Annotated in this window: 22 protein-coding genes; 11 read left to right on the top strand and 11 right to left on the bottom strand. The window is 72.5% G+C overall.

The window, feature by feature from the left end:
• Nucleotides 1-4: 4 nt before the first annotated feature.
• The 4 genes from AC3A3L_RS06630 to AC3A3L_RS06615 all read right to left on the bottom strand — a co-directional run bounded on the left by AC3A3L_RS06630 (nucleotide 5) and on the right by AC3A3L_RS06615 (nucleotide 5,201).
• A complete protein-coding gene (locus tag AC3A3L_RS06630) occupies nucleotides 5-2,419 on the bottom strand; it encodes an ABC transporter permease (RefSeq protein ID WP_487639213.1) in 2,415 nt (804 codons plus the stop codon).
• Nucleotides 2,419-3,168, bottom strand: a complete 750-nt coding sequence (locus tag AC3A3L_RS06625; protein WP_487639212.1) for an ABC transporter ATP-binding protein — start codon at nucleotides 3,166-3,168, stop codon at nucleotides 2,419-2,421. Before AC3A3L_RS06625 ends, AC3A3L_RS06630 begins: the two co-directional genes overlap by 1 nt.
• 204 nt (nucleotides 3,169-3,372) lie before the next feature.
• Nucleotides 3,373-4,041, bottom strand: coding sequence for a response regulator (locus AC3A3L_RS06620; protein WP_487639211.1), 669 nt, complete (start codon nucleotides 4,039-4,041; stop codon nucleotides 3,373-3,375).
• The gene (locus AC3A3L_RS06615) at nucleotides 4,038-5,201 is read right to left on the bottom strand and encodes a sensor histidine kinase (protein ID WP_487639210.1); all 1,164 of its coding nucleotides are present in this window, start codon (nucleotides 5,199-5,201) and stop codon (nucleotides 4,038-4,040) included. Before AC3A3L_RS06615 ends, AC3A3L_RS06620 begins: the two co-directional genes overlap by 4 nt.
• A 92-nt stretch (nucleotides 5,202-5,293) precedes the next feature.
• Here AC3A3L_RS06615 and sp36 point away from each other — a divergent pair, with 92 nt between their 5' ends.
• The 5 genes from sp36 to AC3A3L_RS06590 are packed head-to-tail and all read left to right on the top strand — an operon-like array spanning nucleotide 5,294 to nucleotide 8,165.
• Nucleotides 5,294-5,446 (top strand): Sp36 family protein, encoded by a 153-nt coding sequence (sp36, locus tag AC3A3L_RS06610; protein WP_168218378.1) that lies wholly within the window; start codon nucleotides 5,294-5,296, stop codon nucleotides 5,444-5,446.
• Nucleotide 5,447: 1 nt separating this feature from the next.
• Entirely contained in the window at nucleotides 5,448-5,903 is a 456-nt protein-coding gene (locus tag AC3A3L_RS06605) for a RidA family protein (protein WP_487639209.1), read from the top strand.
• A 2-nt stretch (nucleotides 5,904-5,905) separates the two neighbouring features.
• On the top strand, nucleotides 5,906-6,766 hold the full coding sequence (locus AC3A3L_RS06600) for an NUDIX hydrolase (RefSeq protein ID WP_487639208.1): 861 nt from the start codon (nucleotides 5,906-5,908) through the stop codon (nucleotides 6,764-6,766).
• Entirely contained in the window at nucleotides 6,763-7,587 is an 825-nt protein-coding gene (locus AC3A3L_RS06595) for an MBL fold metallo-hydrolase (protein WP_487639207.1), read from the top strand. Before AC3A3L_RS06600 ends, AC3A3L_RS06595 begins: the two co-directional genes overlap by 4 nt.
• A 38-nt stretch (nucleotides 7,588-7,625) precedes the next feature.
• A complete protein-coding gene (locus AC3A3L_RS06590) occupies nucleotides 7,626-8,165 on the top strand; it encodes a TIGR03086 family metal-binding protein (RefSeq protein ID WP_487639206.1) in 540 nt (179 codons plus the stop codon).
• Nucleotides 8,166-8,250: 85 nt separating this feature from the next.
• Here the strand turns inward: AC3A3L_RS06590 and AC3A3L_RS06585 are convergent, their stop codons facing one another.
• From AC3A3L_RS06585 to AC3A3L_RS06575, 3 genes are all read right to left on the bottom strand, one after another.
• Nucleotides 8,251-9,423 carry a hypothetical protein gene (locus tag AC3A3L_RS06585; RefSeq protein ID WP_487639205.1) on the bottom strand — a complete coding sequence of 391 codons (1,173 nt, stop codon included), beginning with the start codon at nucleotides 9,421-9,423 and terminating at the stop codon, nucleotides 8,251-8,253.
• The gene (locus AC3A3L_RS06580) at nucleotides 9,420-9,911 is read right to left on the bottom strand and encodes a SigE family RNA polymerase sigma factor (protein ID WP_487639204.1); all 492 of its coding nucleotides are present in this window, start codon (nucleotides 9,909-9,911) and stop codon (nucleotides 9,420-9,422) included. The genes AC3A3L_RS06585 and AC3A3L_RS06580 overlap by 4 nt, the downstream gene beginning before the upstream one ends.
• Nucleotides 9,912-9,980: 69 nt before the next feature.
• Entirely contained in the window at nucleotides 9,981-10,658 is a 678-nt protein-coding gene (locus tag AC3A3L_RS06575; RefSeq protein WP_299931229.1) for a Crp/Fnr family transcriptional regulator, read from the bottom strand.
• 153 nt (nucleotides 10,659-10,811) lie between these two features.
• On the opposite strand from AC3A3L_RS06575, the gene nth reads away from it, so the two are divergent.
• From nth to AC3A3L_RS06555, 4 genes are read left to right on the top strand one after another with little or no spacing between them, the layout of a single operon-like run.
• Complete coding sequence (gene nth / locus AC3A3L_RS06570; RefSeq protein WP_487639203.1) at nucleotides 10,812-11,540, top strand: endonuclease III; 729 nt, start codon at nucleotides 10,812-10,814, stop codon at nucleotides 11,538-11,540.
• Entirely contained in the window at nucleotides 11,537-12,163 is a 627-nt protein-coding gene (locus AC3A3L_RS06565) for a TlpA family protein disulfide reductase (RefSeq protein WP_487639202.1), read from the top strand. The genes nth and AC3A3L_RS06565 overlap by 4 nt, the downstream gene beginning before the upstream one ends.
• A complete protein-coding gene (locus AC3A3L_RS06560; protein ID WP_487639201.1) occupies nucleotides 12,160-12,912 on the top strand; it encodes an NUDIX hydrolase in 753 nt (250 codons plus the stop codon). The genes AC3A3L_RS06565 and AC3A3L_RS06560 overlap by 4 nt, the downstream gene beginning before the upstream one ends.
• Nucleotides 12,913-12,919: 7 nt before the next feature.
• Complete coding sequence (locus tag AC3A3L_RS06555) at nucleotides 12,920-14,095, top strand: MarP family serine protease (RefSeq protein ID WP_487639200.1); 1,176 nt, start codon at nucleotides 12,920-12,922, stop codon at nucleotides 14,093-14,095.
• 43 nt (nucleotides 14,096-14,138) lie between these two features.
• Here the strand turns inward: AC3A3L_RS06555 and AC3A3L_RS06550 are convergent, their stop codons facing one another.
• Nucleotides 14,139-14,543, bottom strand: a complete 405-nt coding sequence (locus tag AC3A3L_RS06550) for a phage holin family protein (RefSeq protein WP_487639199.1) — start codon at nucleotides 14,541-14,543, stop codon at nucleotides 14,139-14,141.
• Nucleotides 14,544-14,703: 160 nt separating this feature from the next.
• Between AC3A3L_RS06550 and nhaA the strand changes: the two genes are divergently transcribed.
• Nucleotides 14,704-16,071, top strand: a complete 1,368-nt coding sequence (gene nhaA / locus AC3A3L_RS06545) for a Na+/H+ antiporter NhaA (protein WP_487639835.1) — start codon at nucleotides 14,704-14,706, stop codon at nucleotides 16,069-16,071.
• 137 nt (nucleotides 16,072-16,208) lie between these two features.
• Here nhaA and acs read toward each other — a convergent pair whose 3' ends face one another.
• The 3 genes from acs to AC3A3L_RS06530 all read right to left on the bottom strand — a co-directional run bounded on the left by acs (nucleotide 16,209) and on the right by AC3A3L_RS06530 (nucleotide 20,282).
• Entirely contained in the window at nucleotides 16,209-18,149 is a 1,941-nt protein-coding gene (gene acs / locus AC3A3L_RS06540; protein ID WP_487639834.1) for an acetate--CoA ligase, read from the bottom strand.
• Between the two features lie 184 nt (nucleotides 18,150-18,333).
• The gene (locus tag AC3A3L_RS06535; protein ID WP_487639198.1) at nucleotides 18,334-19,941 is read right to left on the bottom strand and encodes a solute symporter family protein; all 1,608 of its coding nucleotides are present in this window, start codon (nucleotides 19,939-19,941) and stop codon (nucleotides 18,334-18,336) included.
• A complete protein-coding gene (locus tag AC3A3L_RS06530) occupies nucleotides 19,941-20,282 on the bottom strand; it encodes a DUF485 domain-containing protein (RefSeq protein ID WP_487639197.1) in 342 nt (113 codons plus the stop codon). Before AC3A3L_RS06530 ends, AC3A3L_RS06535 begins: the two co-directional genes overlap by 1 nt.
• A 253-nt stretch (nucleotides 20,283-20,535) precedes the next feature.
• Here AC3A3L_RS06530 and AC3A3L_RS06525 point away from each other — a divergent pair, with 253 nt between their 5' ends.
• Nucleotides 20,536-22,008, top strand: a complete 1,473-nt coding sequence (locus tag AC3A3L_RS06525) for an MFS transporter (protein ID WP_487639196.1) — start codon at nucleotides 20,536-20,538, stop codon at nucleotides 22,006-22,008.
• Nucleotides 22,009-22,010 lie beyond the last annotated feature (2 nt).

Below are 22,010 nucleotides of genomic sequence, written 5' to 3'. Positions count from 1 at the left end.
TGTCCTAGTCGAGCGCGAGCCCGGCGGCCGGCGTGACGCGGGCGGCACGACGAGCAGGTACGACGCACGCGGCGAGGCCGGCGAGCGCGGCGACAGCCGCGACTCCTCCGACCTGCCACACCGGGACCGTGAAGGCGGCGTCGTCGACCACGGCGGCCACCATCACCTGCACGCCGACCCAGGCGAAGGCCAATCCGATGGCGGTGCCCATCAGGGTCGCCACCGACGACAGGAGCAGGCCCTCGGCCGCCATCGCCCGGCGGAGCTGACGGCGGGTCAGCCCCATCGCGCGGAGGAGGGCGTTCTCCCGGCCGCGCTCCAGCACGGAGAGACCGAGGGTGTTGGCGATGCCGACGAGGGCGATCACGATCGCCACGGCCAGCAGGCCGACGACCGCCCCGGTCAGGATGTCGACCTGGAGGTAGACCCAGCTCCGGTTGGAGTACCCGCCGTCGAGCTCGGCGCCGGCCGCCCCCGCCAGCGCCGCGAGGTCGCCGGACAGGTCCTCGGCGTCGGCGCCGTCGCCCGCCCTCGCCCACACGGCCATCGGCCGCGGTCCCGGGTCGAGCGCGGCCAGGGTCGCGGCCGACACCAGCCCCGCCCGGCCCCACCCGCTGCCGGTCTCGACGTCGAGGGTGTGCTCGCGGCCGCCGACCGTGACGGACACCTCGCCGCGGTCCCACACGCGCTCGGCCAGCCGCGCCGGCAGCTCGTCGACGACGTCGTACGGGAGGAGCACCACGCCGTCCTCGGGTGCGAGGTCGGCGGGTCCGCGCACGACGCCGGACGCGGCACCTGCCCCGAGGAGCGTGACGTCGACCCGGCCGATGGTGGCCGTGGTCCCGTCCAGCGCGACCGCCTCCGCGACGCCCGGGGCGTCGTCCACCCGGTCGACGACGGCGGCGTCCAGCGGCGCCTCGCCGGCCGTGATCGTGGCGTCGAGCGGGTAGGAACGGTCCATGTCGGTGTCGATCGCGGTCCGCGACGACGCCAGCCCGGTGAGGATGGCCGTGGTCAGGGTGACCCCCACGAGCAGCGACGCCGCTGTGGTCGCCGTACGACGCGGGTTGCGCACGGCGTTGCCGGTGGCCAGCCGCCGGACGGGGCCGGCTCCCGGCAGGCCACCGACCAGGCGGATCAGCCGGGGCACCAGCACCGGCCCCAGGAGCAGCACGCCCACGAAGGAGGCGATGCCGCCGGCGAGCATCGCTGCGACCGAGCCCGCGGCGACCGCCAGGACGAGCAGCGCGATCCCGGACGAGAGGGCCAGCGCCGCGAGGGCCAGGCGCCAGCGCCCGGCGGCCGTCCGCACGTCCACGCCGGTGTCCGGACGGAGCGCGGCCAGCGGGGCGACCCGCGTCGCCGAGCGCGTCGGCAGCCACGCGGCGGCGAGCGTGACCAGCGTGCCGACCGCGAACGCCGTACCGGTCCACATCGGGTCGAGCGCGGCCGGCCCCATGTCGGTGAACCAGCGCCGCACGAGCGCGACGAGACCCGCCCCCGCGAGGGCTCCGACGGCGACACCGAGGGTCGCGGCCACCAGCCCGAGGACCAGGGCCTCGAGCCGGATCGCGCGACGCAGCTGGCGGCGGGTGACGCCGACGCAACGCAGCAGCGCGAAGTCGCGCATCCGCTGCGCGAAGAGGATGGAGAACGTGTTGGTGATGACCAGCACGCCCACGAAGAGGGCGATGACCACGAAGAGCAGCGCCATGATCGCGATGACGTCCACGCCGCGGGAGATCTCCGCCTGGCGCGCGGCCACCCAGTCGTCGGCCGTCTCGACCGTCGCGCCTCGGGCGGCGTCGCGGGCCTGCGCCTCGGTGCCGCCCCACGCCACGGCGTCCACCCAGAGGGTGTCGTCGAAGCGGCGCAGGTCGTCCCACGGCACGTAGAGCGCGGCGCCCATGGCCGCCGGGCTGTCGACGAGCCCGACCACCTCGACGTCGGTGGCCGTCGGCCCGCTGCCGATGCGGACCACGTCGCCGATGGCCACGTCGCTGCTCTTCGCCCGGTTGACGTCGGCGAGCGCCTCGCCCGCCGCCGACGGGAAGCGACCGGCCTCGAGGACCTGCCACTGCAGGCGCAGGTCGAGGGCGGCCTCCGAGACGTCCACCGACTGCGCGAGCTGCACGCCGTCGCGCGAGACCGGTTCCATGGCGTAGCCCAGCGTCAGAGCGGGGAAGCCGTCCTCGGCGGCCGCGTCGACGAGGCGCTCCACGTCGCGCGGGCCGTCCGGCGTGACGACCAGGTCGACACCGCTGACGGGCGCTCCGGCGTCGGCGGTCAGTCCCGACCGCGTGGCCCCGGTGAGCATGCCGATGACGACGATGAAGGCGACGCCGATGACGACGGCCACCGACGCGGCGACGTACCTCCGGGTGTGGTGGCGCATCGACGCCACGAGCACGGTGCGCATCAGGCGCCCCGCCCACGCAGCGCGGCGACGAGCTCGTCCTGGCCGGGGTCGGTGAGGTGGGCCGTGACGGCACCGTCGTGGATGACCACCACGTCGTCGGCGTACGCCGCCGCGTCGAGCTCGTGGGTCACCATCACCACCGTCATGCCGAGCTCGCGGACCGAGCGGCGGAGGTGGCCGAGCACCTCGGCGCTGGCCTCGCTGTCGAGGTTGCCGGTGGGTTCGTCGGCGAAGACGATGTCCGGCTGCGTGACCAGCGCGCGGGCGATCGCGACCCGCTGCTGCTGGCCGCCGGAGAGCTGGCTGGGCAGGTGGCCGAGGCGGTCGGCGAGGCCGAGCACGCCGACGACCTGGTCGTAGCGCTGTCGGTCGACCGGACGGCCGGCGAGCTCGAGCGGCAGGACGATGTTCTGGCCTGCGGTGAGCATCGGCAGCAGGTTGAAGGCCTGGAAGACGAAGCCGATGTGCTCGCGCCGGAAGATCGTCAGCGCGGTGTCGTCGAGGCCGGCGAGGTCGCGCCCGGCCACGGTCACCTCGCCGGAGGTCGCGGCGTCGAGACCGGCCAGGCAGTGCATGAGGGTGGACTTGCCGGAGCCGCTCGGGCCCATGATCGCGGTGAAGCGGCCGGCCGGGAGGTCGAGGTCCACGCCGCGCAGGGCGTGGACGGCGTTGTCGCCGGCGCCATAGGTGCGGGTGAGGCCGCGGGCGGTCGCCGCGGTGGCTGTCGTGCTTCCGAGTGTCGTCGTCATGGGGACAACGCTCGTCGTCCTCGGCCTCCGGGTCGTCGGCCTCCGGGAGACTCCTCGGCTCGGCCCGCGGGCGGAGGCGTGCGGTCGTCGTACGACTCCGGTAGGACGCCGGGCTTTGCACCCGAGTCTCCCGCTTCGCCCCCCAAGCCTGGTGTGACAAGCGGGGGAGTCCCCGGATATCCGGTGACTCCAGCGAGGCGGGCGTCAGGCCGTGACGAGGCCCGTCTCGTAGCCGAGCACCACGAGCTGGACGCGGTCGCGGGAGCCCGTCTTGGCGAGCACGCGGCCGACGTGCGTCTTCACGGTCGTCTCGGCGACGACGAGGTGCTGGGCGATCTCGGTGTTGGTCAGGCCGCGGGCGATGAGGGTGAGCACCTCGACCTCGCGCTCGGTCAGCTGGGCGAGCCGGTCGTCGTACGGCGTCGGCGCGGCGGGGTCGGGCAGCGCGGCGAAGTGGTCGAGCAGCCGCCGGGTGGTGCTGGGCGCGACGACGGCGTCGCCGGCCATCACGGCCCGGATCGCGCCGAGCAGGTCGGGCGGGGCCGCGTCCTTGAGGAGGAAGGCCGACGCGCCCGCGCGGATCGCGGCGAAGGCGTACTCGTCGAGGTCGAAGGTCGTCAGCACGATCACCCGCGGTGGGGCGGTCCGCTCGAGCAGCCGGCTTGTCGCCTCCACGCCGTCGACGCGTGGCATCCGGACGTCCATCAGGACGACGTCGGCGGCGGTGACGGAGAGCAGCTCGAGCGCCTCGCCGCCGTCGCCGGCCTCGCCGACGACCTCCATGTCGTCCTGGCTCTCGACGAGCATCCGGAACCCCGCGCGCACCATCTGCTGGTCGTCGACGAGGAAGACGCGGATGGGTGGCTCGCTCACAGCGGCAGCCTCGCAGACACCGCGAACCCGCCTCCCGGCGCGGGGCCGGCCTGGAGCGTGCCGCCGTGGACGGCGGCGCGCTCGTGCATGCCGACGAGCCCGAGGCCTCGGCCGTCCGCGTGCACGGCCGCGCCCCGCCCGTCGTCGCGCACGTCGATGGCGACGTCGCGGCCGACGGCGACGCGCACGTCGACCGCCGCGTCCGGTCCGGCGTGCTTGCGCACGTTGGTCAGGGCCTCCTGCACGATCCGGTACGCCGCCAGCCCGACGCCGTCGGGCACGCCCGGGGTGGGATCCGGCAGGTCGGCGGTGACCCGCATTCCGGTGGCGCGGGCCTCGTCGACGAGGTGGCGTACGTCGTCCAGGCCCGGCTGCGGGGCGACACCGGTGTCGCCCTCGCGGAGCAGCCCCAGCAGTCGTCGCATCTCGGTGAGCGCCTCGCGGCCCGCGGTGGAGATCGTCTCGAGGGTGCCGACCGCGACGGCCGGGTCCTTGGCGGCGGCGTACCTCGCACCGTCGGCCTGCACGACGATCACCGACAGGCCGTGGGCGACCACGTCGTGCATCTCACGGGCGATCCGCGAGCGCTCGTCGCGCGCGGCCAGCTCCACCTCGCGCTCGGCCATCCGCTCGGCCTGCTCGGCGCGCGCGACCAGCGAGGCGACGTACCGCTCGCGGGACTGGGCCGCCCAGCCGAGCGCCCACGCGGCGGTGACGATCGCGCCGATCGTGACCGTGTAGGGCGCGAGGTTGCTCGCGGTGAGGTCGCCGGCACCGAAGCCGAAGAGCCAGCGGGTCGCGGCGACAAGCGCGCCGGCGTACCCCACGAGCAGTGCCGTCACGCCCTGCCAGCGCGGCGACCACCGGGCGACGGAGTAGACCGCGACCGGGAAGGCGAGCTGCCCGACGGCGGGCTGGTCGTAGGCCACCGCCTGCAGGACGGACGCCGCGGCGACCGCGAGGAAGACCCGCCAGGGGTGGCGCCGTCGCCACAGCAGCGGCAGCACCTCGGCGACGGTGAAGACGGTCGCCACCGGTTGGCCGGCCGCGGCGTGGCCGAGCCCGCCCACGACGAGGACGAACGCGACGATCGTCCGGTCGAGCCAGCGCCGCCCGCGCGGTCCCAGCCGCCACGGGTGCTGGTCCCGTTGATCGCGCATGGTGCAGACGTTAGACGCCGTGGCCGTCGGCGGCGTCAGACCACGGGAGGACGCCGCGCGGCGTCGCGTCGGGCCCGAGTAGGGTGCGATCCATGACCCAGTGGGAATACCAGGTGGCGCCGATTCCGCTCCACAACGAGGCCCTGATGCTCAACAACTTCGGCCAGGACGGCTGGGAGCTGGTGGCCATCCACACCAACGCCCAGGGCGGTCTGGTGGCCTTCCTCAAGAAGCCGAAGGCCTGACGTGGGCGCAGAGGCTCGCCTCGCCGAGCTGGGCATCACCGTCCCCGAGGTCGTCCCGCCGGTCGCGGCCTACCAGCCGACCGCGCGCACCGGGAACCTCGTCTTCACCGCCGGCCAGCTGCCCGCCCGCGACGGCGAGATGCTGGCCGTCGGCAAGCTCGGCGGCGAGGTCAGCGACGAGCAGGGCTACGAGTGCGCCCGCCAGTGCGCGCTCAACGCGCTCGCCGCGGTCAAGGCCGAGATCGGATCGCTCGACGACGTGAAACGCGTGGTCAAGGTCGTCGTCTTCGTCGCCTCGACCCCCGACTTCACCGGCCAGCCCAAGGTCGCCAACGGCGCGTCCGAGCTGCTCGGCGAGGTCTTCGGCGACGCCGGCAAGCACGTGCGCTCGGCCGTCGGCGTCTCCGTGCTGCCGCTCGACGTCCCCGTCGAGGTCGAGATCGTCGTAGAAGTCTGACCATGCAGCGTCTCCCGCTGCCCGATGCGCTCGTCGCGCAGGCGCGGTCGTACGCCGACGGCGGCGCGACGCCCGCCGAGCCGCGCGACGCCGCGACGGTCGTGCTGCTGCGCCCGGGCGCGGACGGCTCCGACGTCTACCTCCTGCGCCGCCAGACCTCGATGGCGTTCGCCGGGGGCATGTGCGTCTTCCCCGGCGGCGGGGTCGACCCGCGCGACTTCGACGACGAGCTGGTCGACCGCGGGCTGTGGGCAGGGCCCTCGCCCGCCGACTGGGCCGCTCGGCTCGGTTGCGACGAGCCGAAGGCGCGGGCCCTGGTCTGCGCGGCCGTGCGGGAGACCTTCGAGGAGTCCGGCGTGCTGCTGGCCGGCGCGGGTCCCGACTCCGTCGTGGCCGACACCACCGGCAACGACTGGGAGGCCGACCGCGTCGCGCTCGAGTCGCGGGAGGTGTCGCTGACCGCCTTCCTGGAGAAGCGCTCGCTCGTGCTGCGGACCGACCTCCTCGGTGCCTGGTCGGGCTGGCTGACGCCGGTCTTCGAGCCCCGGCGCTACCGCACCTGGTTCTTCGTGGCCCGGCTGCCCGAGGGGCAGGTGACCCGCGACGTGTCGAGCGAGTCGTCGTCGGTCATGTGGGCCGGGGCGATGGACGCGGTGTCGCTCGTCGAGCACCAGGAGATCCTCATGCTGCCCCCGACCTGGCTGACCTGCCTCGAGGTGGGCCAGTACGCCGACCCAGCCGCGGTCCTCGCCGAGGCCGGCGGGCGGACGGTCGAGATGTTCATGCCGGAGGTCGTGGCCGACGGGGACGACTTCATCCTCTCCACCCCACCGGCCTACGCCGCGCTGATGGCCGCCCGATGAGCTGGTCCGGCGGCACCTTCGGCGACACCGGCACCTGCGTGCTCGCACCCAACGCCGACGTGATGACGCTCGACGGCACCAACACCTGGGTGCTCCGCGACCCCGACTCCACGCGTTCGGTCGTCGTAGACCCAGGCCCCTCGATCGCGGCCCACCTCGACGCCGTCGACGAGGTGGCCGGCGACGTGTCCGTGGTCCTGCTGACCCACCACCACGCCGACCACAGCGAGGCGGCACGCGAGTACGCCGAGCGGCACGGGTGCGGCGTACGCGCCCTCGACCCGGCCTACCGGCTCGGGTCCGAGGGCCTCGGTGAGGGCGACGTGGTCGCGGTCGGTGGTCTCGAGGTGCACGTGGTCGCGACGCCCGGCCACACGTCGGACTCGCTGTCGTTCGTCGTGCCCCAGGACCGCGCCGTGCTGACCGGCGACACCGTCCTGGGTCGCGGCACGACCGTCGTCGCGCACCCCGACGGTCAGCTCGGTGCCTACCTCTCCTCGCTCCAGCGGCTCCACGCGCTCTGCGGCGAGCAGGGCATCACCACGGTGTGGCCCGGTCACGGCCCGGTGATCGACGACGCGCTCGGCGCCCTCGACTTCTACCTCGCCCACCGCGAGCAGCGGCTCGCGCAGGTGCGCCAGGCTCTGCGCGACCTGCACTCGGTCGAGCGGGAGGGCGGGGCCCCATCCGGTGCCACACTGTCGCACGAGACACTGCCGCGCGCGATCGTCGAGGTCGTCTACGCCGACGTCGACCCGGTGCTCTGGGGTGCGGCGGAGCTGTCGGTGCGCGCCCAGCTGGCGTACCTCCAGGGCAACTGACCCTTGCGCGGGCTCCGCGCGAGGAGTGAGGTGGGGGCATGGACGTGACCAACCAGCACCAGGCCGTCGTGGTCCTCTCCCGCGCCATCGACCAGGCCGGCGACGTGCTCGCCTCGATCCACCCCGACGAGTGGGAGCGGCCGACCCCCTGCGGCGACTGGTCCGTGCGCCGGCTCGCCGCGCACCTCGCCGTCGCCCCGGAGCACTTCCTCCAGCAGGCCCGCGGCGAGGAGGTCGACTGGGTCGCCGAGCCTGAGGTGCCCGACGGCCAGTGGGCCGGCCACTTCCGCAACCACGGCGACGACCTGCTCCACCACTGGCACGAGCAGCCCGACGACCAGGCGGCGCAGGCCGACTGGCAGAGCGCCGAGCTCGGGGTGCACACGTGGGACCTCGTGCAGGCCCTCGGCCGCCCGCAGCGCCTCGACGACGAGGTCGCCGAGCGCGGGCTCGCCTTCATGCAGCAGGGCCTGACCCCCGACAACCGCGGCGAGGCCTTCGGGCCGGCGGTCGAGGTCCCCGACGACGCCCCGGCCTACCACCGGCTGGCGGCGTTCGCGGGGCGCGACCCGCGCTGAGCCGTCGTACGGACCGAACGACGCCGTCCGTCGACGGTCCACGCGTGCGGCCGCTCCGGCCACCTCCGTTGGGTCCGGACGACGGCTACAGGAAGCGCCGCCAGAGCCACCGCAGCGCCATCAGTACGGCGATCGCTGCCGCGACGGCAAGACCGATGAACAACGACAGCTCGATGCCGAGGGGTGCCGGTGTGGCCTCGGCCGCGTCGAAGTCGTGCGTGAGCTCCTGGTCGGGGTCGCCGGTGAGGTCGGGGATGAGGTCGACCGCGAAGCTGGTCGCCTCGGGTGGCAGCCGGGGGAGGAACTCGCGGTAGGTCCACTCCGACTCCGGGAGGTCGGGCGAGGTGAAGACCGCGAGGCGGGGCCGCTCCACGACGTCGCTGGGTGGCGGGTCGATGATCGCGACGACGTGGTCCTCGTCGACCCAGCCGACCGGGGTGACCACCGCGCCGTCGGGGTAGAGATCGGCAGGGAGCGCACGGTCGAACGGGATGCCTGTGAACCGGCCGCTGCCGCGTGCAGGCATCCTCTCGAACGGCGCAGCGGTGACCTCGCCTTCCGACGGCAGGGCGATGATGTCGCGGCTCGGGGACGGGATGCCGCGTGCGCCGTAGCGGCCGTAGATGTCGGACTCCTCGGCCGAGCCCGGCACGTCGATCAGCGCCGCGCGCCTCGCGCCGTCGTCGGTGCGGCCCTGCCACAGCAGCTGCGCGGAGTCGGCGTACCAGGAGAGGGCGGTGACCTTCCCGCCCGCGCCCTGGTTGAACGCCCAGTCGGTCACCTCCCCGGTGCGCAGGTCGGCGATGGAGATGCGGTCCGGGTCGAGGCCGGCGCGCGACCACCACGCGACCCGGTAGCCGTCGGGCGACAGTGCGACGACGTCGGTGAGGACCCCGAACCGGTGGTACGCCCCGTCCTCCGCGCCGACCAGCACGAGGCTGTTGCCCTCGAGCGCGACCGATGCCCGCCCGATGGCGTAGTCCGTCTCGAACTCGGCACCGAAGTCGGCGTTCCGCAGGTCGACGCGGCTCGGGAGAGCGCCGCCGGGCACGTCGGCGGGCTGGGGCGCCTCCGGGTCCGGTGCGAGGTCGAACGCCGCGACCCCCACGACGAACGCGACCACGGCCAGCGCGGCGGCTGCGCGGCCGACACGCGACCGGCGGCGTGCCCGCCGACCGCGGTCCCAGGCGGACGGGTCGGGGGAGAAGGTCTGGGTCTCGGCGAGGGCGGTGAGCTCCTCGCGCAGGTCGGTGCTCATGCGTCTGCTCCCACCAGGTCGGCGAGCTCGGGGGCCAGGGCGCGCAGTCGCCGGAGGGCGTCGCGCGACATGGACTTGACCGCGCCGCTGGAGATCCCCAGCTCGGCGGCCGTCTGGACCTCGGTCAGGTCCTCGAAGTAGCGCAGCACGAGGACCGTGCGCTGGCGGGGCGTCAGCCGGCGCAGCGCCTGCTCCAGGGTGAGCCGCACGGTCGGGTCGGCCGCGGGCACCGGGGCGTCGTACGACTCGAGCGGCGTCTCGGCGACCTTGCGCCGACGCCACCAGGAGATGTTCTGGTGGTACATCGAGCGCCGCACGTAGGCCTCGGGCGAGGTCTCGATGCGCTCCCAGTGCTTCGCCGCCTGCACCAGCGAGGCCTGCACGAGGTCCTCGGCGAGGTGGTGGTCACCCGTGAGGAGGTACGCCGTCCGCGCGAGGGCAGGGCCTCGTGCGCGGACGAACTCGTCGAACCCGGATCGATCGGTCACCGGCCACCCCCTTCAGCACGTACGACGCACGGATGCGCCGCTGCGGGGGTCAGCGGGCGGAAGGAATTTTCAGCGCGCGCGGCGGGAGAGGCGCTCGAGGTCCATGATCACCACGGAGCGGGGCTCCAGGCGCAGCCAGCCGCGTGAGGCGAAGTCGGCGAGCGCCTTGTTGACCGTCTCGCGGGAGGCGCCGACCAGCTGGGCGAGCTCCTCCTGGGTGAGGTCGTGGTGGACGTGGACGCCGTCGTCGGCGGTGCGGCCGAAGCGGTCGGCGAGGTCGAGGAGCGCCTTGGCGACGCGGCCCGGGACGTCGGAGAAGACCAGGTCGGCGACGACGTCGTTGGACTTGCGCAGCCGCGAGGCGAGCTGGGAGAGCAGGCCGCGCGCGACCTGCGGGCGGCCGTCGAGCCAGCGCAGCAGGTCGTCGTGGGAGAGCGAGCCGAAGGAGGCGTCGGTGACCGCGGTGACCGTCGCCGAGCGCGGACCGGGGTCGAAGAGGGACAGCTCGCCGAACATCTGGCCGGGGCCCATGATCGCGAGCAGGTTCTCGCGGCCGTCGGAGGAGGAGCGGCCGAGCTTCACCTTGCCCTCGGTGACGATGTAGAGCTTGTCGCCCGAGTCGCCCTCGTGGAAGAGCACGTCGCCGCGACGGAGCTTGGTCTCGGCCATCGAACCGCCCAGTGCAGTCGCTGCCTCGTCGTCGAGCGAGCTGAACAGCGGTGCCTGCCGAAGCACGTCGTTGTCCACGTCAATCCTCCAAGTGGGGTGCGTCCCGACGGGTGCTGCCCGGGATCGCTGACGATCCTAGCCGTGGTCCGGCTCACAACCGCGACTCCGGGCGGGCGAGGCGCCGTTTGCGCCGGCTTCGGCGGTGTCGGATGCGGACCGTAGGCTGAGCGCGTGCCCGCCCCCGCCCGCAAGGTCGTCGAGATCCCGAAGCCCGACACGTCGCTGGTGCGACGGGCGCGCAAGGTCGACCGGATCCTCGCGGAGACCTATCCCGACGCCCGCGCCGAGCTCGACTTCACCAACCCGTTCGAGTGCCTGGTCGTCACTGTGGTCTCCGCTCAGACCACCGACCGCCGGGTCAACGCGGCCAGCCCCGCGCTCTTCGCGGCCTACCCCACCCCCGAGGCGATGGCGGCGGCGCCGCGCGAGCACCTCGAGCAGCTCCTCGGCCCGCTCGGATTCTTCCGGCAGAAGACCGACGCGCTGCTCAAGCTGAGCCAGGCGCTCGTTGACACCTTCGGCGGCGAGGTGCCTGCGCGCCTCGACGACCTGGTCACCCTGCCGGGCGTCGGTCGCAAGACGGCCAACGTCGTGCTGGGCAACGCCTTCGGCAAGCCCGGCATCACCGTCGACACCCACTTCGGCCGGCTGGCGCGACGCCTCGGCTGGACCGAGGAGACCGACCCGGTCAAGGTCGAGCACGCCGTCGGCGCCCTCTTCCCCAAGCGCGACTGGACGATGCTGTCCCACCACCTCATCTGGCACGGCCGCCGCCGCTGCCACGCCAAGAAGCCCGCGTGCGGCGCCTGCCCGGTTGCCCGCCTGTGCCCGTCGTTCGGCGCGGGCCCGACCGACCCGGTCGAGGCGGAGAAGCTCGTCACGACGCAAGGACCTGCATGAGGAAGCTCCTCCTGGTGCTGGCGCTGGTCGCGTGCGTCGCCGTGGGCGCCGTCGCCTGGTCTTCGATGAGCGACACCGGCCCCATCGACGTACGCCCTCCCGACGTGCAGGTCGACACACCGGCGCTGCGCGAGGCCAAGGCGCGCATCGGCATGGAGGACTGCACGCCCGGCACCGGCGAGCCGGTCGACGGCGGGCTGCCCGAGATGACGCTGCCGTGCCTCGGGGGCGGCCCAGACGTCGAGCTCTCCTCGCTCCGCGGTCCGATGCTGATCAACCTGTGGCAGGCACGCTGCGAGCCCTGCCGCCTCGAGATGCCCGCGCTGGAGGAGTTCCACCAGCAGTACGGCGACCGAGTGCGGCTCGTCGGCATCGACTTCAACGACGTCCACCCCGACGGCGCGCTCGCGCTGGCCGAGGAGACCGGGGCCACCTACCCCTCCATCGCCGACCCGGGCGGTGAGCTGATGGTCGAGGACGCCTTCGCCATCGCCCGGCGCGGGCTGCCCGCGTTCGTCTTCGTCGACGAGTCCGGCAAGGTCGTCGCGCAGGACTCCGGCGGCGTGGAGTCGGTGGACGAGGTCCGCGAGCTGGTCTCCGAGCACCTGGGCATCGACCTGTGACCACCTCTCTCCCGGGCTGGCTCGCGCCCGTCGTGGAGGCGGCCTCCACGATCACCGTCCACGAGCTGACCCGCTTCATGCCGCCCGAGGGCAGCGACCCCCGGCGCGGCGCCGTGCTGATGGTCTTCGCCGACCGCGACGCCGACCCGGCCGCTCCCGACGACCTCGCCCACCGCGGCGAGCTCCTGCTCACCGAGCGCAACCACCACATGCGCTCCCACCCCGGCCAGGTGTCGTTCCCGGGCGGCTCGCTCGACGAGGGGGAGACCCCGGTCGAGGCGGCGCTGCGCGAGGCCCACGAGGAGATCGGGCTGGTGCCGGCCGAGGTCGAGGTGTTCGGCGAGCTGCCCGAGCTGTGGCTCCCGCCCAGCAACTTCGCGGTGACGCCGGTCCTGGGCTACTGGCGCGACCGGGGGGAGGTGCGCATCGAGAGCCCCGACGAGGTCCACGAGATCCACCACGTCGCGATCGCCGACCTCCTCGACCCCGACAACCGCATCACCGTGCGCCACCCGAGCGGCTGGCTCGGCCCCGGCTTCCTCATCGGTCCGCGGCGCGACGTGATCCTGTGGGGCTTCACCGCCGGCATCATCGCGCGGCTGTTCAGCTATCTCGGGTGGGCGCAGGACTGGGACAGGGCGCGGGTGCGTGACCTGCCCGACCACATGCTGCAGGGTGTCCCCAGAGGCACCGACCTCGCGCCCAACACCCCGCACGACCCCGCCCAGAACACCCGGCTCGAGGAGTAGCCCAGCGATGAACGTCCTCGACTGGTGCCTCGTCGCACTCGTGGGGATCTATGCCCTCTCGGGCTACTGGCAGGGATTCATCACCGGCGCCAGCGCCACCGCAGGCCTGCTGCTCGGCGGCCTCGTCGGCATCTGGGTCGCGCCGCTCGCGCTGGGTGACGCCGCGCCGTCGCTGTGGGTCTCGCTGGGTGCGCTGTTCATCGTCATCATCTGTGCGTCGCTGGGCCAGGCGCTCTTCCAGTACGTCGGCGCGCGGCTGCGCGACCGCATCACCTGGCAGCCGATCCGGGCGGTCGACGCCATCGGCGGCTCACTCCTCAGCGCCGTCGCCGTGCTGCTCGTGGCCTGGGCGCTCGGCGTCGCCGTCTCCGGCACCCGCATCGGCGCGGTCACGCCGCTCGTGCGCGAGTCGACGATCCTCGCCGAGGTCGACAAGACGCTCCCGGCCGACTCCGGCAAGGTGCTGCAGGCCTTCAACAACGTGGTCGGCACGACGTTCTTCCCGCGCTACCTCGAGCCCTTCGCGCCCGAGCGGATCGTCGCGGTGCGCCCCGGCGACCCGCGGATGCTGACCGACCCCGACGTGCTCGCGGCCGAGGCCAGCGTCGTCAAGGTCCGCGGCACCAACGGCTGCGGTGGCGGCGTCGAGGGCACCGGCTTCTTCTTCGCCCCGGGCCGGCTGATGACCAACGCCCACGTCGTCGCCGGCGTCACGCGGCCCGAGGTCGAGGTCGGCGGCTCCACGGTCACGGCCTCGGTCGTGCTCTACGACCCCGACCTCGACATCGCCGTCCTGTCGCTGCCCGACACCGGGTCGGCCCCGCTCGCCTTCGACACCGAGGCGCAACCCCGCGACCCCGTCGCCGTGCTGGGCTACCCCGAGGACGGCCCCTACGACGTCGAGTCCGGTCGCATCCGCTCCGAGCAGCGGCTGCGCTCGCCCGACATCTACGGCGACGGCACCGTCATCCGCCAGGTCTTCTCGCTGCGCGCGCTGATCCGGCCCGGCAACTCCGGCGGCCCGATCGTGACGTCCGCCGGCGACGTGGCGGGCATGGTGTTCGCCGCGTCCGTCAGCGACCGCGACACCGGCTACGCCCTCACCGCGGACCAGGTGGCCGAGTCGGCGGCCGCCGGCGTCACGGCGACGTCCCCGGTCGACACCGGCACCTGCGTGCGCTGACCGTCGTACGCCCCCCCGGATCCGGAGGGCGCTCAGGCGTGGATCAGGGCTTGCCCTTGAGCGCCTGCGGGATCTGTCGGCCCTGCTCGATCGCGCGCTCGGGCGCCTTGACCTTCTTGACCTGCCGGAGGCCGATGAAGGCCAGGAGCGCGGCGACGAGGACGTAGAGGCCGAAGACGACGAGGAACGCCCACTGCAGGTCGAGGCCGTCGCCGTTCCAGTGGATGAAGTAGGCGAGCGCGACCGAGAACATGATGATCGCGAGCAGGACGAGGAACGCCGCCCCGGCGAAGAGGCCGATGCCGACACCGCCGCGCTTGACGCTGACCTTCAGCTCGCTCTTGGCGAGCTGGATCTCCTTGGAGATGAGCGAGGAGATGTCGCGCTGCGCGTCCATGACGAGCTTGCCGAGCGTCGGATCGGTGTCCTTGACCGGTTCGTTTGCCATGCGGAGCTGTCCTTCGGTGTACGCCGGGGGTGAGTGCTGCGACCCTACCAACGGGCCTGTCTACACTGGGGTCTCAGGTGAGCCGGGAAGTCTGGTCGGCCCGTGGCGAGTCTGTCCGCGGTGATGCTGCTTCGACCACCCCCGGAAGGACCACCTCGTGATGGCCACGCCCCCCGACCGCTCCCGCCTCGACGACCTGTGGAGGTCCGGCCCCGTCTACAGCGCCAGCGACAGGCCGCTCGCCCGGCTGGTCGCGCGGCCGGTGCGCGAGTTCCTACGCGTGGAGGCGGCCGGCTCGATCCTCCTCCTGCTGGCCGCGGCTGCGGCCCTGGTCTGGGCCAACAGCCCGTGGGCGTCGTCGTACGACACCCTGTGGCACACCCACCTCACCCTCGACGTCGGCCCGCTGCACCTCGACGAGTCGCTCCAGCACTGGGTCAACGACGCCCTGATGGTGATCTTCTTCTTCGTCGTCGGGCTCGAGATCAAGTACGAGCTGGTCAACGGAGACCTGCGTGACCCGCGGACGGCTGCCCTGCCGATCGTCGCGGCGGTCGGCGGGATGGTGGTGCCCGCCGGGATCTACCTCGCGCTCAACCCGCCCGGCAGCGCCGGCAGCGACGGCTGGGGCATCCCGATGGCGACCGACATCGCCTTCGCGGTCGGCGTCCTGGGGGTGCTGGGGCGCCGGATCCCCTCTGCCGCGCGGCTGTTCCTGCTGACGCTGGCGATCGTGGACGACATCGGCGCGATCCTGGTGATCGCGGTCTTCTACACCAGCGACCTGTCGTTGACCTGGCTCGCGATCGCCCTCGGCCTCCTCGGCCTGATGGTCGTCGCGCGCGTGCTGCGGATCTGGAGCCTGGTGGTCTACGCGGTCCTCGGCGTGGGCGTGTGGTTCGCCCTGCTCGAGTCCGGCGTGCACGCCACCCTCGCCGGTGTCGCGATCGGCCTGCTCGCCCCGGCGACTCCGCTGCTCAAGGAGGAGGTCGCCCGCGAGTTCGCGACGAGCGCCCTGGAGGACCGCCACCTCGACGCCGACGAGCTGGCCCGGTTGCGCTTCCTGCTGCAGGAGTCGGTGTCGGTGGTCGAGCGGCTCATCAGCGCGCTGCACCCGCTGTCGGCGTACGTCGTCCTGCCCGTCTTCGCGCTCGCCAACGCCGGCGTCGAGCTGGGAGCCATCGGGGAGGTCTTCACTGAACCGGTGGGCCTCGGCATCGTCCTCGGGCTGGTGCTCGGCAAGCCGATCGGCATCGTCGTGACCTCCTTCGTCGCCGTACGCCTCGGCATCGCGAAGCTTCCCGAGCACACGCCCTGGTCGATGATGGTGGGCCTCGGCGCCGTCGCCGGCATCGGCTTCACGGTCTCGATCTTCATCGCCGGGCTGTCGTTCCCGGGCGCGGAGCTGCTGACCGAGGAGGCGAAGATCGCGATCCTGCTGGCGTCCCTCCTCGCCGCGGTGGTCGGGATCGTGCTCCTGCTCGCCGCCACCCGCAACCGCGTACCTGAGGACGCCGTGGACGGCTGAGGAGCCGATTCCCGTACGCCGCGTCCTCAGATGTCGACCCCCGGACGTCATGCGAACCCGCACCCACAAGTACGGGTTCGCATGACGCAGTCGAGGGACGAGGGAGGGACGAGGGAGGGACGCGGTGGCGGGGGAGGTCAGTCCTCCGCCGGCGCCGAGGTCTCCTTCGACTTGATCAGGTCCATGACCGTCGAGTCGGCGAGGGTGGTCACGTCGCCGACCTCGCGGTGCTCGGCGACGTCCTTGAGCAGGCGGCGCATGATCTTGCCGGAGCGGGTCTTGGGCAGCTCGGGCACGACCATGATCTGGCGCGGCTTGGCGATCGCACCGATCTCCTTCGCGACGTGCTTGCGCAGCTCCTCGACGATGTCCTCGCCGCCGTCGCCGGCGGAGTCGCGGAGGATGACGAAGGCGCAGACCGCCTGGCCGGTGGTCTCGTCCGTCGCACCGACGACCGCCGCCTCGGCGACCTTCGGGTGCGACACGAGGGCGGACTCGATCTCGGTCGTCGAGAGCCGGTGGCCCGACACGTTCATCACGTCGTCGACGCGGCCGAGCAGCCAGATGTCGCCGTCGTCGTCGAGCTTCGCGCCGTCACCGGCGAAGTAGAGGCCCTTCCAGCGCGACCAGTACGTCTCCTTGAACCGCTCGTCGTCGCCCCAGAGCGTACGGAGCATGGCGGGCCACGGCTCCTTCAGCACGAGGTAGCCACCGTTGCCGTTGCCGACGGACTTCGCATCGTCGTCGACCACGTCGGCCGCGATGCCGGGCAGCGCCTTCATCGCCGAGCCGGGCTTGCCGGCGGTGACGCCGGGCAGCGGGCTGATCATGATCTGGCCGGTCTCGGTCTGCCACCAGGTGTCGACGACCGGGCAGCGGTCGCCGCCGATGACCTCGCGGTACCAGACGTAGGCCTCCGGGTTGATCGGCTCGCCGACCGACCCGAGCAGCCGCAGCGACGACATGTCGTAGCCGTCGGGGATCTCGCGACCCTGCTTCATGAAGGTCCGGATCGCGGTGGGCGCGGTGTAGAAGATCGTCACCTCGTAGTCCTGCACGATCTGCCACCAGCGGCCCTTCTCGGGCGTGCCCTCGTACATCACCTGCGTCGCGCCGTTGGCGAGCGGGCCGTAGACCATGTAGGAGTGCCCGGTGACCCAGCCGACGTCGGCGGTGCACCAGTAGACGTCGGTGTCGGCCTTGAGGTCGAAGACCTCCCAGTGCGTGAACGACGTCCCGGTGAGGTAGCCGCCGGTGGTGTGCAGGATGCCCTTGGGCTTGCCGGTGGTGCCGGAGGTGTACATGACGTAGAGGGGGTGCTCGGAGTCGTGCAGCTCGGCCTCGTGCTCGGTGGAGGCGGAGTCGACGACGTCGTGCCACCACACGTCGCGGCCACCCTCTTCTCGGCCGTGCCACGCGACGTCCTGGCCCGTACGACGTACGACGAGCACGTTGCGCACCAGGTCGCCGGTCTTCTCCACCGCCTCGTCGACCGCGGGCTTGAGCGCACTGGCCGCACCGCGGCGGTAGCCGCCGTCGGAGGTGATCACGACGTGGGCCTCGCAGTCGGTGATGCGCGAGGCGAGGGCGTCGGCGGAGAACCCGCCGAACACCACGGTGTGCGGGGCGCCGAGGCGGGCGCAGGCGAGCATCGCGACGACGACCTCGGGGATCATCGGCATGTAGATCGCGACCCGGTCGCCCTTCTTCACCCCGAGCTCGGTCAGCGCGTTGGCGGCCCTCGACACCTCGTCCTTGAGCTGGGAGTAGGTGATGTCGCGGGTGTCGTCCTCGGGCTCGCCGACCCAGTGCAGCGCGACCTTGTCGCCGTTGCCGGCGGCGACGTGGCGGTCGACGCAGTTGACGGCGGCGTTGATCGTGCCGCCGACGAACCACTTCGCGAAGGGCGGGTTCGACCAGTCGAGGACCTGGTCCCACTTCTGGCCCCACTCGAGCCGCTCGGCGGCCTCGGCCCAGAACGCCTCCCGGTCCGCGTCGGCGCGCGCGTAGGCCTCCTCCTTGACGTTGGCGTCGGCGGCCAGGTCGGCCGGGGGCTCGAAGCGCCGGTCCTCGTGCATCAGGTTCGACAGGGTCTGCTCGGACAAGGCTCTCTCCTCGGGCGGGGCAGGGTGCTGGGTCGGGTGCTGCTCAGGGGTGGGACGAGGGGTGGAACGAGGGACGGGGACGAAGGAGGTGACCCCCTCGCCGAACCTACTCCGGCTCGGCGAGGGGGTCACCGGTGCTGCTGATCTCGAGCTGGCGTCAGTGCTGGACGGCCTGCTCGGCGCCGGCGCCGGTGAGGGCGCGGACCTCGAGCTCGGTGAAGCGGTCCTCGGCGGCCGGCTCCCTGGAGGTGATGGTCCCGAGGTAGCCCAGCAGGAACCCGATCGGGATCGAGATGATGCCGGGGTTGTTGAGCGGGAAGATCGACCAGTCGGAGTCGGGGAACAGCGACGTCGGCAGGCCCGACATCACCGGCGAGAAGAACACCAGCCCGACGGCCGCGATGAGGCCGCCGTAGATGCTCCAGGTGGCGCCGCGGGTGTTGAAGCGCCGCCAGAACATGTTGTAGATGATCGCCGGCAGGTTCGCCGACGCGGCGACCGCGAACGCCAGCGCCACCAGGAACGCGATGTTGAGGCGCTGCGCCGGGATCGACAGGGCGATGGCCACCGCGCCGATGACGAACGCGGCGATCCGGGCGACCCTGACCTCGTCCTTCTCGGTCACCGACGAGTCCTTCTTGATGACGCCCTTGTAGAGGTCGTGCGCCACCGAGGAGGAGCTGGCCAGGGTGAGGCCGGCGACCACCGCGAGGATGGTCGCGAACGCGACCGCGGCGATCAGCGCGAGCAGGACCGCGCCGCCCGTGGATCCCTCGCCGCCACCCACGGCCTCGGCCAGGAGCGGGGAGGCGAGGTTCTGGTTGCCGCCGGCGACCGGGTCGACCTGGTCGCGGTCGAGCAGGGCCGCGGCGCCGAAGCCGAGGACCAGCGTCATCAGGTAGAACGCGCCGATGAGGCCGATGGCCCACAGCACCGACTTCCGCGCGTCCTGCGCGGTCGGCACGGTGTAGAAGCGGATCAGGATGTGCGGCAGACCGGCCGTACCGAGCACGAGTGCCAGACCGAGGGACAGGAAGTCGATCTGCGACGTCAGCGTGGCGCCGTACTGCAGGCCGGGCTGGAGGAACGCCTCGCCCTGCCCGGAGTTCTCGGCAGCCGAGCCGAGCAGCTCGGACAGGTTGAAGTCGAACTTCGCGAGCACGAGCACCACGATCAGCGCCGAGCCGAGCATCAGCAGGACGGCCTTGACGATCTGCACGTAGGTCGTGCCCTTCATGCCGCCGACGACGACGTAGAAGATCATCAGCGCACCGACGCCGACGATGGTGAGGTTCTTCAGCGCCTCGCTGTCGACGCCGAGCAGGAGGGCGACCAGCGAGCCCGCACCGACCATCTGGGCCAGCAGGTAGAAGATCGAGACGACGACGGTGGAGATCGACGCCGCCGTGCGCACCGGGCGCTGCTGCATCCGGAAGGCGAGCTGGTCGGCCATCGTGTAGCGACCGGCGTTGCGCAGCATCTCCGCGACGAGCAGCAGCGCGACGAGCCACGCCACGAGGAAGCCGATCGAGTAGAGGAAGCCGTCGTAGCCGTAGAGCGCGATGGCGCCGGAGATGCCGAGGAACGACGCCGCCGACATGTAGTCGCCGCCGATGGCGAGACCGTTCTGGAAGCCGGAGAACGAGCGACCGCCGGAGTAGAAGTCGGTGGCCGTCTTGGTCTGCCGGCTCGCCCAGAAGGTGATGCCGACCGTCAGCGCGACGACGGCGAGGAACAGGCACGTGGTGAGGACCTGGGTGTCCATCAGGCGTCGTCTCCCTTGCGGTAGTCCGCCTCGAGCTGGCGGGCCAGCGGGTCGAGCTTGGCGGCGGAGAAGCGGGCGTACATCCAGGCGAGGCCGAACGTCGTCACGAACTGGAGGAGGCCGAAGACCAGCGCCACGTTGATGTGGCCCCAGAGCTGCGTCGACATGAAGTCGTGGCCCCAGTTGGAGAGGATGACGTACAGCAGGTACCAGGCCAGGAACGCGACCGTGGCCGGGAAGACGAAGCCGCGGTAGCGGCGCCGCAGCTCGGCGAACTCGGGTGTCGCGTGAAGCCGGTCGTAGATGGGGTGGTGGCGCGCGGCCTGCTCTTGCTCTGTCACGGATGGGTCCTTCCGAGCGCGGGATGGCCACCGGGTGTGACCGCCGTCACCGTGACACCGGTCACTCGCCCCGCGGGAGGGGTGCGCGTCGCCGCGTCGGTCGATGGGCGTCGGCCGTCGCCCAGCGGTCGGTGTCGTACGACGAACGGTCGGAGCTCGCACGGGGTGAGGCGTGAGGTCGTGAGGAGAAGTTGACGGCTCCGCCACCGGACCGGCAGGCCGGGCGACACACCGGGAGCCCACGCTCGTCGGCATGAGCACCCCCGCCACGCACCCCCGCCGTACGCGCCGCTGGATCGAGGACTGGCGCCCGGAGGACGCCGAGTTCTGGGAGGGAGGCGGCCGCGCCGTCGCGCGCCGCAACCTGGTCTGGTCGATCTTCGCCGAGCACGTCGGCTTCTCGGTCTGGCTGATCTGGAGCGTCTCGTCGGCGTTCCTGCTCGCCCAGGGCTTCGCCTTCACCCCGCAGCAGCTGTTCCTGCTGGTCGCGCTGCCCAACCTCGTCGGCTCGCTGCTGCGGCTGCCCTACACCTTCGCGGTGCCGAAGTTCGGCGGGCGCAACTGGACGATCGTCAGCGGCGCGATGCTGCTGGTGCCGACGCTGCTGTTCGCGTACGCCGTCCAGGACCCGGCGACGCCCTACTGGGCCTTCTGCCTGATCGCCGCGACCGCCGGCGTGGGCGGCGGCAACTTCGCCTCGTCGATGGCCAACATCAACTTCTTCTACCCCTCCGACAAGAAGGGCGCGGCGCTCGGGCTCAACGCCGCCGGCGGCAATCTCGGCGTCTCGCTGATCCAGCTGCTGCTGCCCGTCATGGTCGGCGGTGCCGGGATCTTCGGCCTCGTGCAGGCCTCGGGCGGCGGCATCCACCTCGAGCGGGCGGCGTACGCCTATGCGGGGCTGGCCCTGCTGGCGACGGCCGCGGCGTGGCTCTGGATGGACAACCTGGCCACCGTGACGTCGTCGCCGCGGGAGCAGATGCAGGTCGTGAAGCAGCGGCAGACGTGGCTGCTGTCGCTGCTCTACATCGGCACGTTCGGGTCGTTCATCGGCTACTCAGCGGCGATGCCGCTGCTGATCCGGCTGAACTTCTGGGTGCCGGAGCCCGCCCCGCTCGGCACCGGCATCTACTTCGCGTTCTACGCCTTCCTCGGCGCCGGCGTCGGCTCGCTGACCCGTCCGCTCGGCGGGTGGATGGCCGACCGCTGGGGCGGCGCGCGGGTCACGCTGGCGTCGTTCGTCGCGATGGTCGTCTTCACCCTCGGCGTGCTCTGGACCGTCAACCAGCTCACGCCCAACCCGGGGGCCGACCCTGCCGTCGCGAGCGGGAACGCCGCGTGGTTCCCGTTGTTCCTCGGGTTCTTCCTCTGCATCTTCGCCGCCACCGGCATCGGCAACGGCTCGGTCTACAAGATGATCCCCGCCCTCTGGAAGGCGTCGGCGGAGCGCGCGACAGCGCCGGGCACGCCGGAACGCGCGGCCGCCCTCACCTCGGCCACCCGTCAGTCGTCCTCCGCGCTCGGCGTGATCGGCGCGGTCGGCGCGGTCGGCGGCTTCCTGGTGCCGCTCGCCTTCGCCGCACCGTGGGTGGGCGACCCGCTGGCGGCGACCCGCGCCGCCTTCACGGTCTTCACCGCCTACTACGTCGGCTGCGCAGCGCTCACGTGGGCGCTCTACCTGCGTCGGCCGGTGCGGGCCCACGGGCTCGCGACCGCGGAGATCTGAGC

This window comes from Nocardioides sp. Soil_C_8 (genome assembly GCF_057656315.1).
Note: the sequence above shows the minus strand (reverse complement) of the source record. Positions and strands in the feature narration are given on the sequence as shown.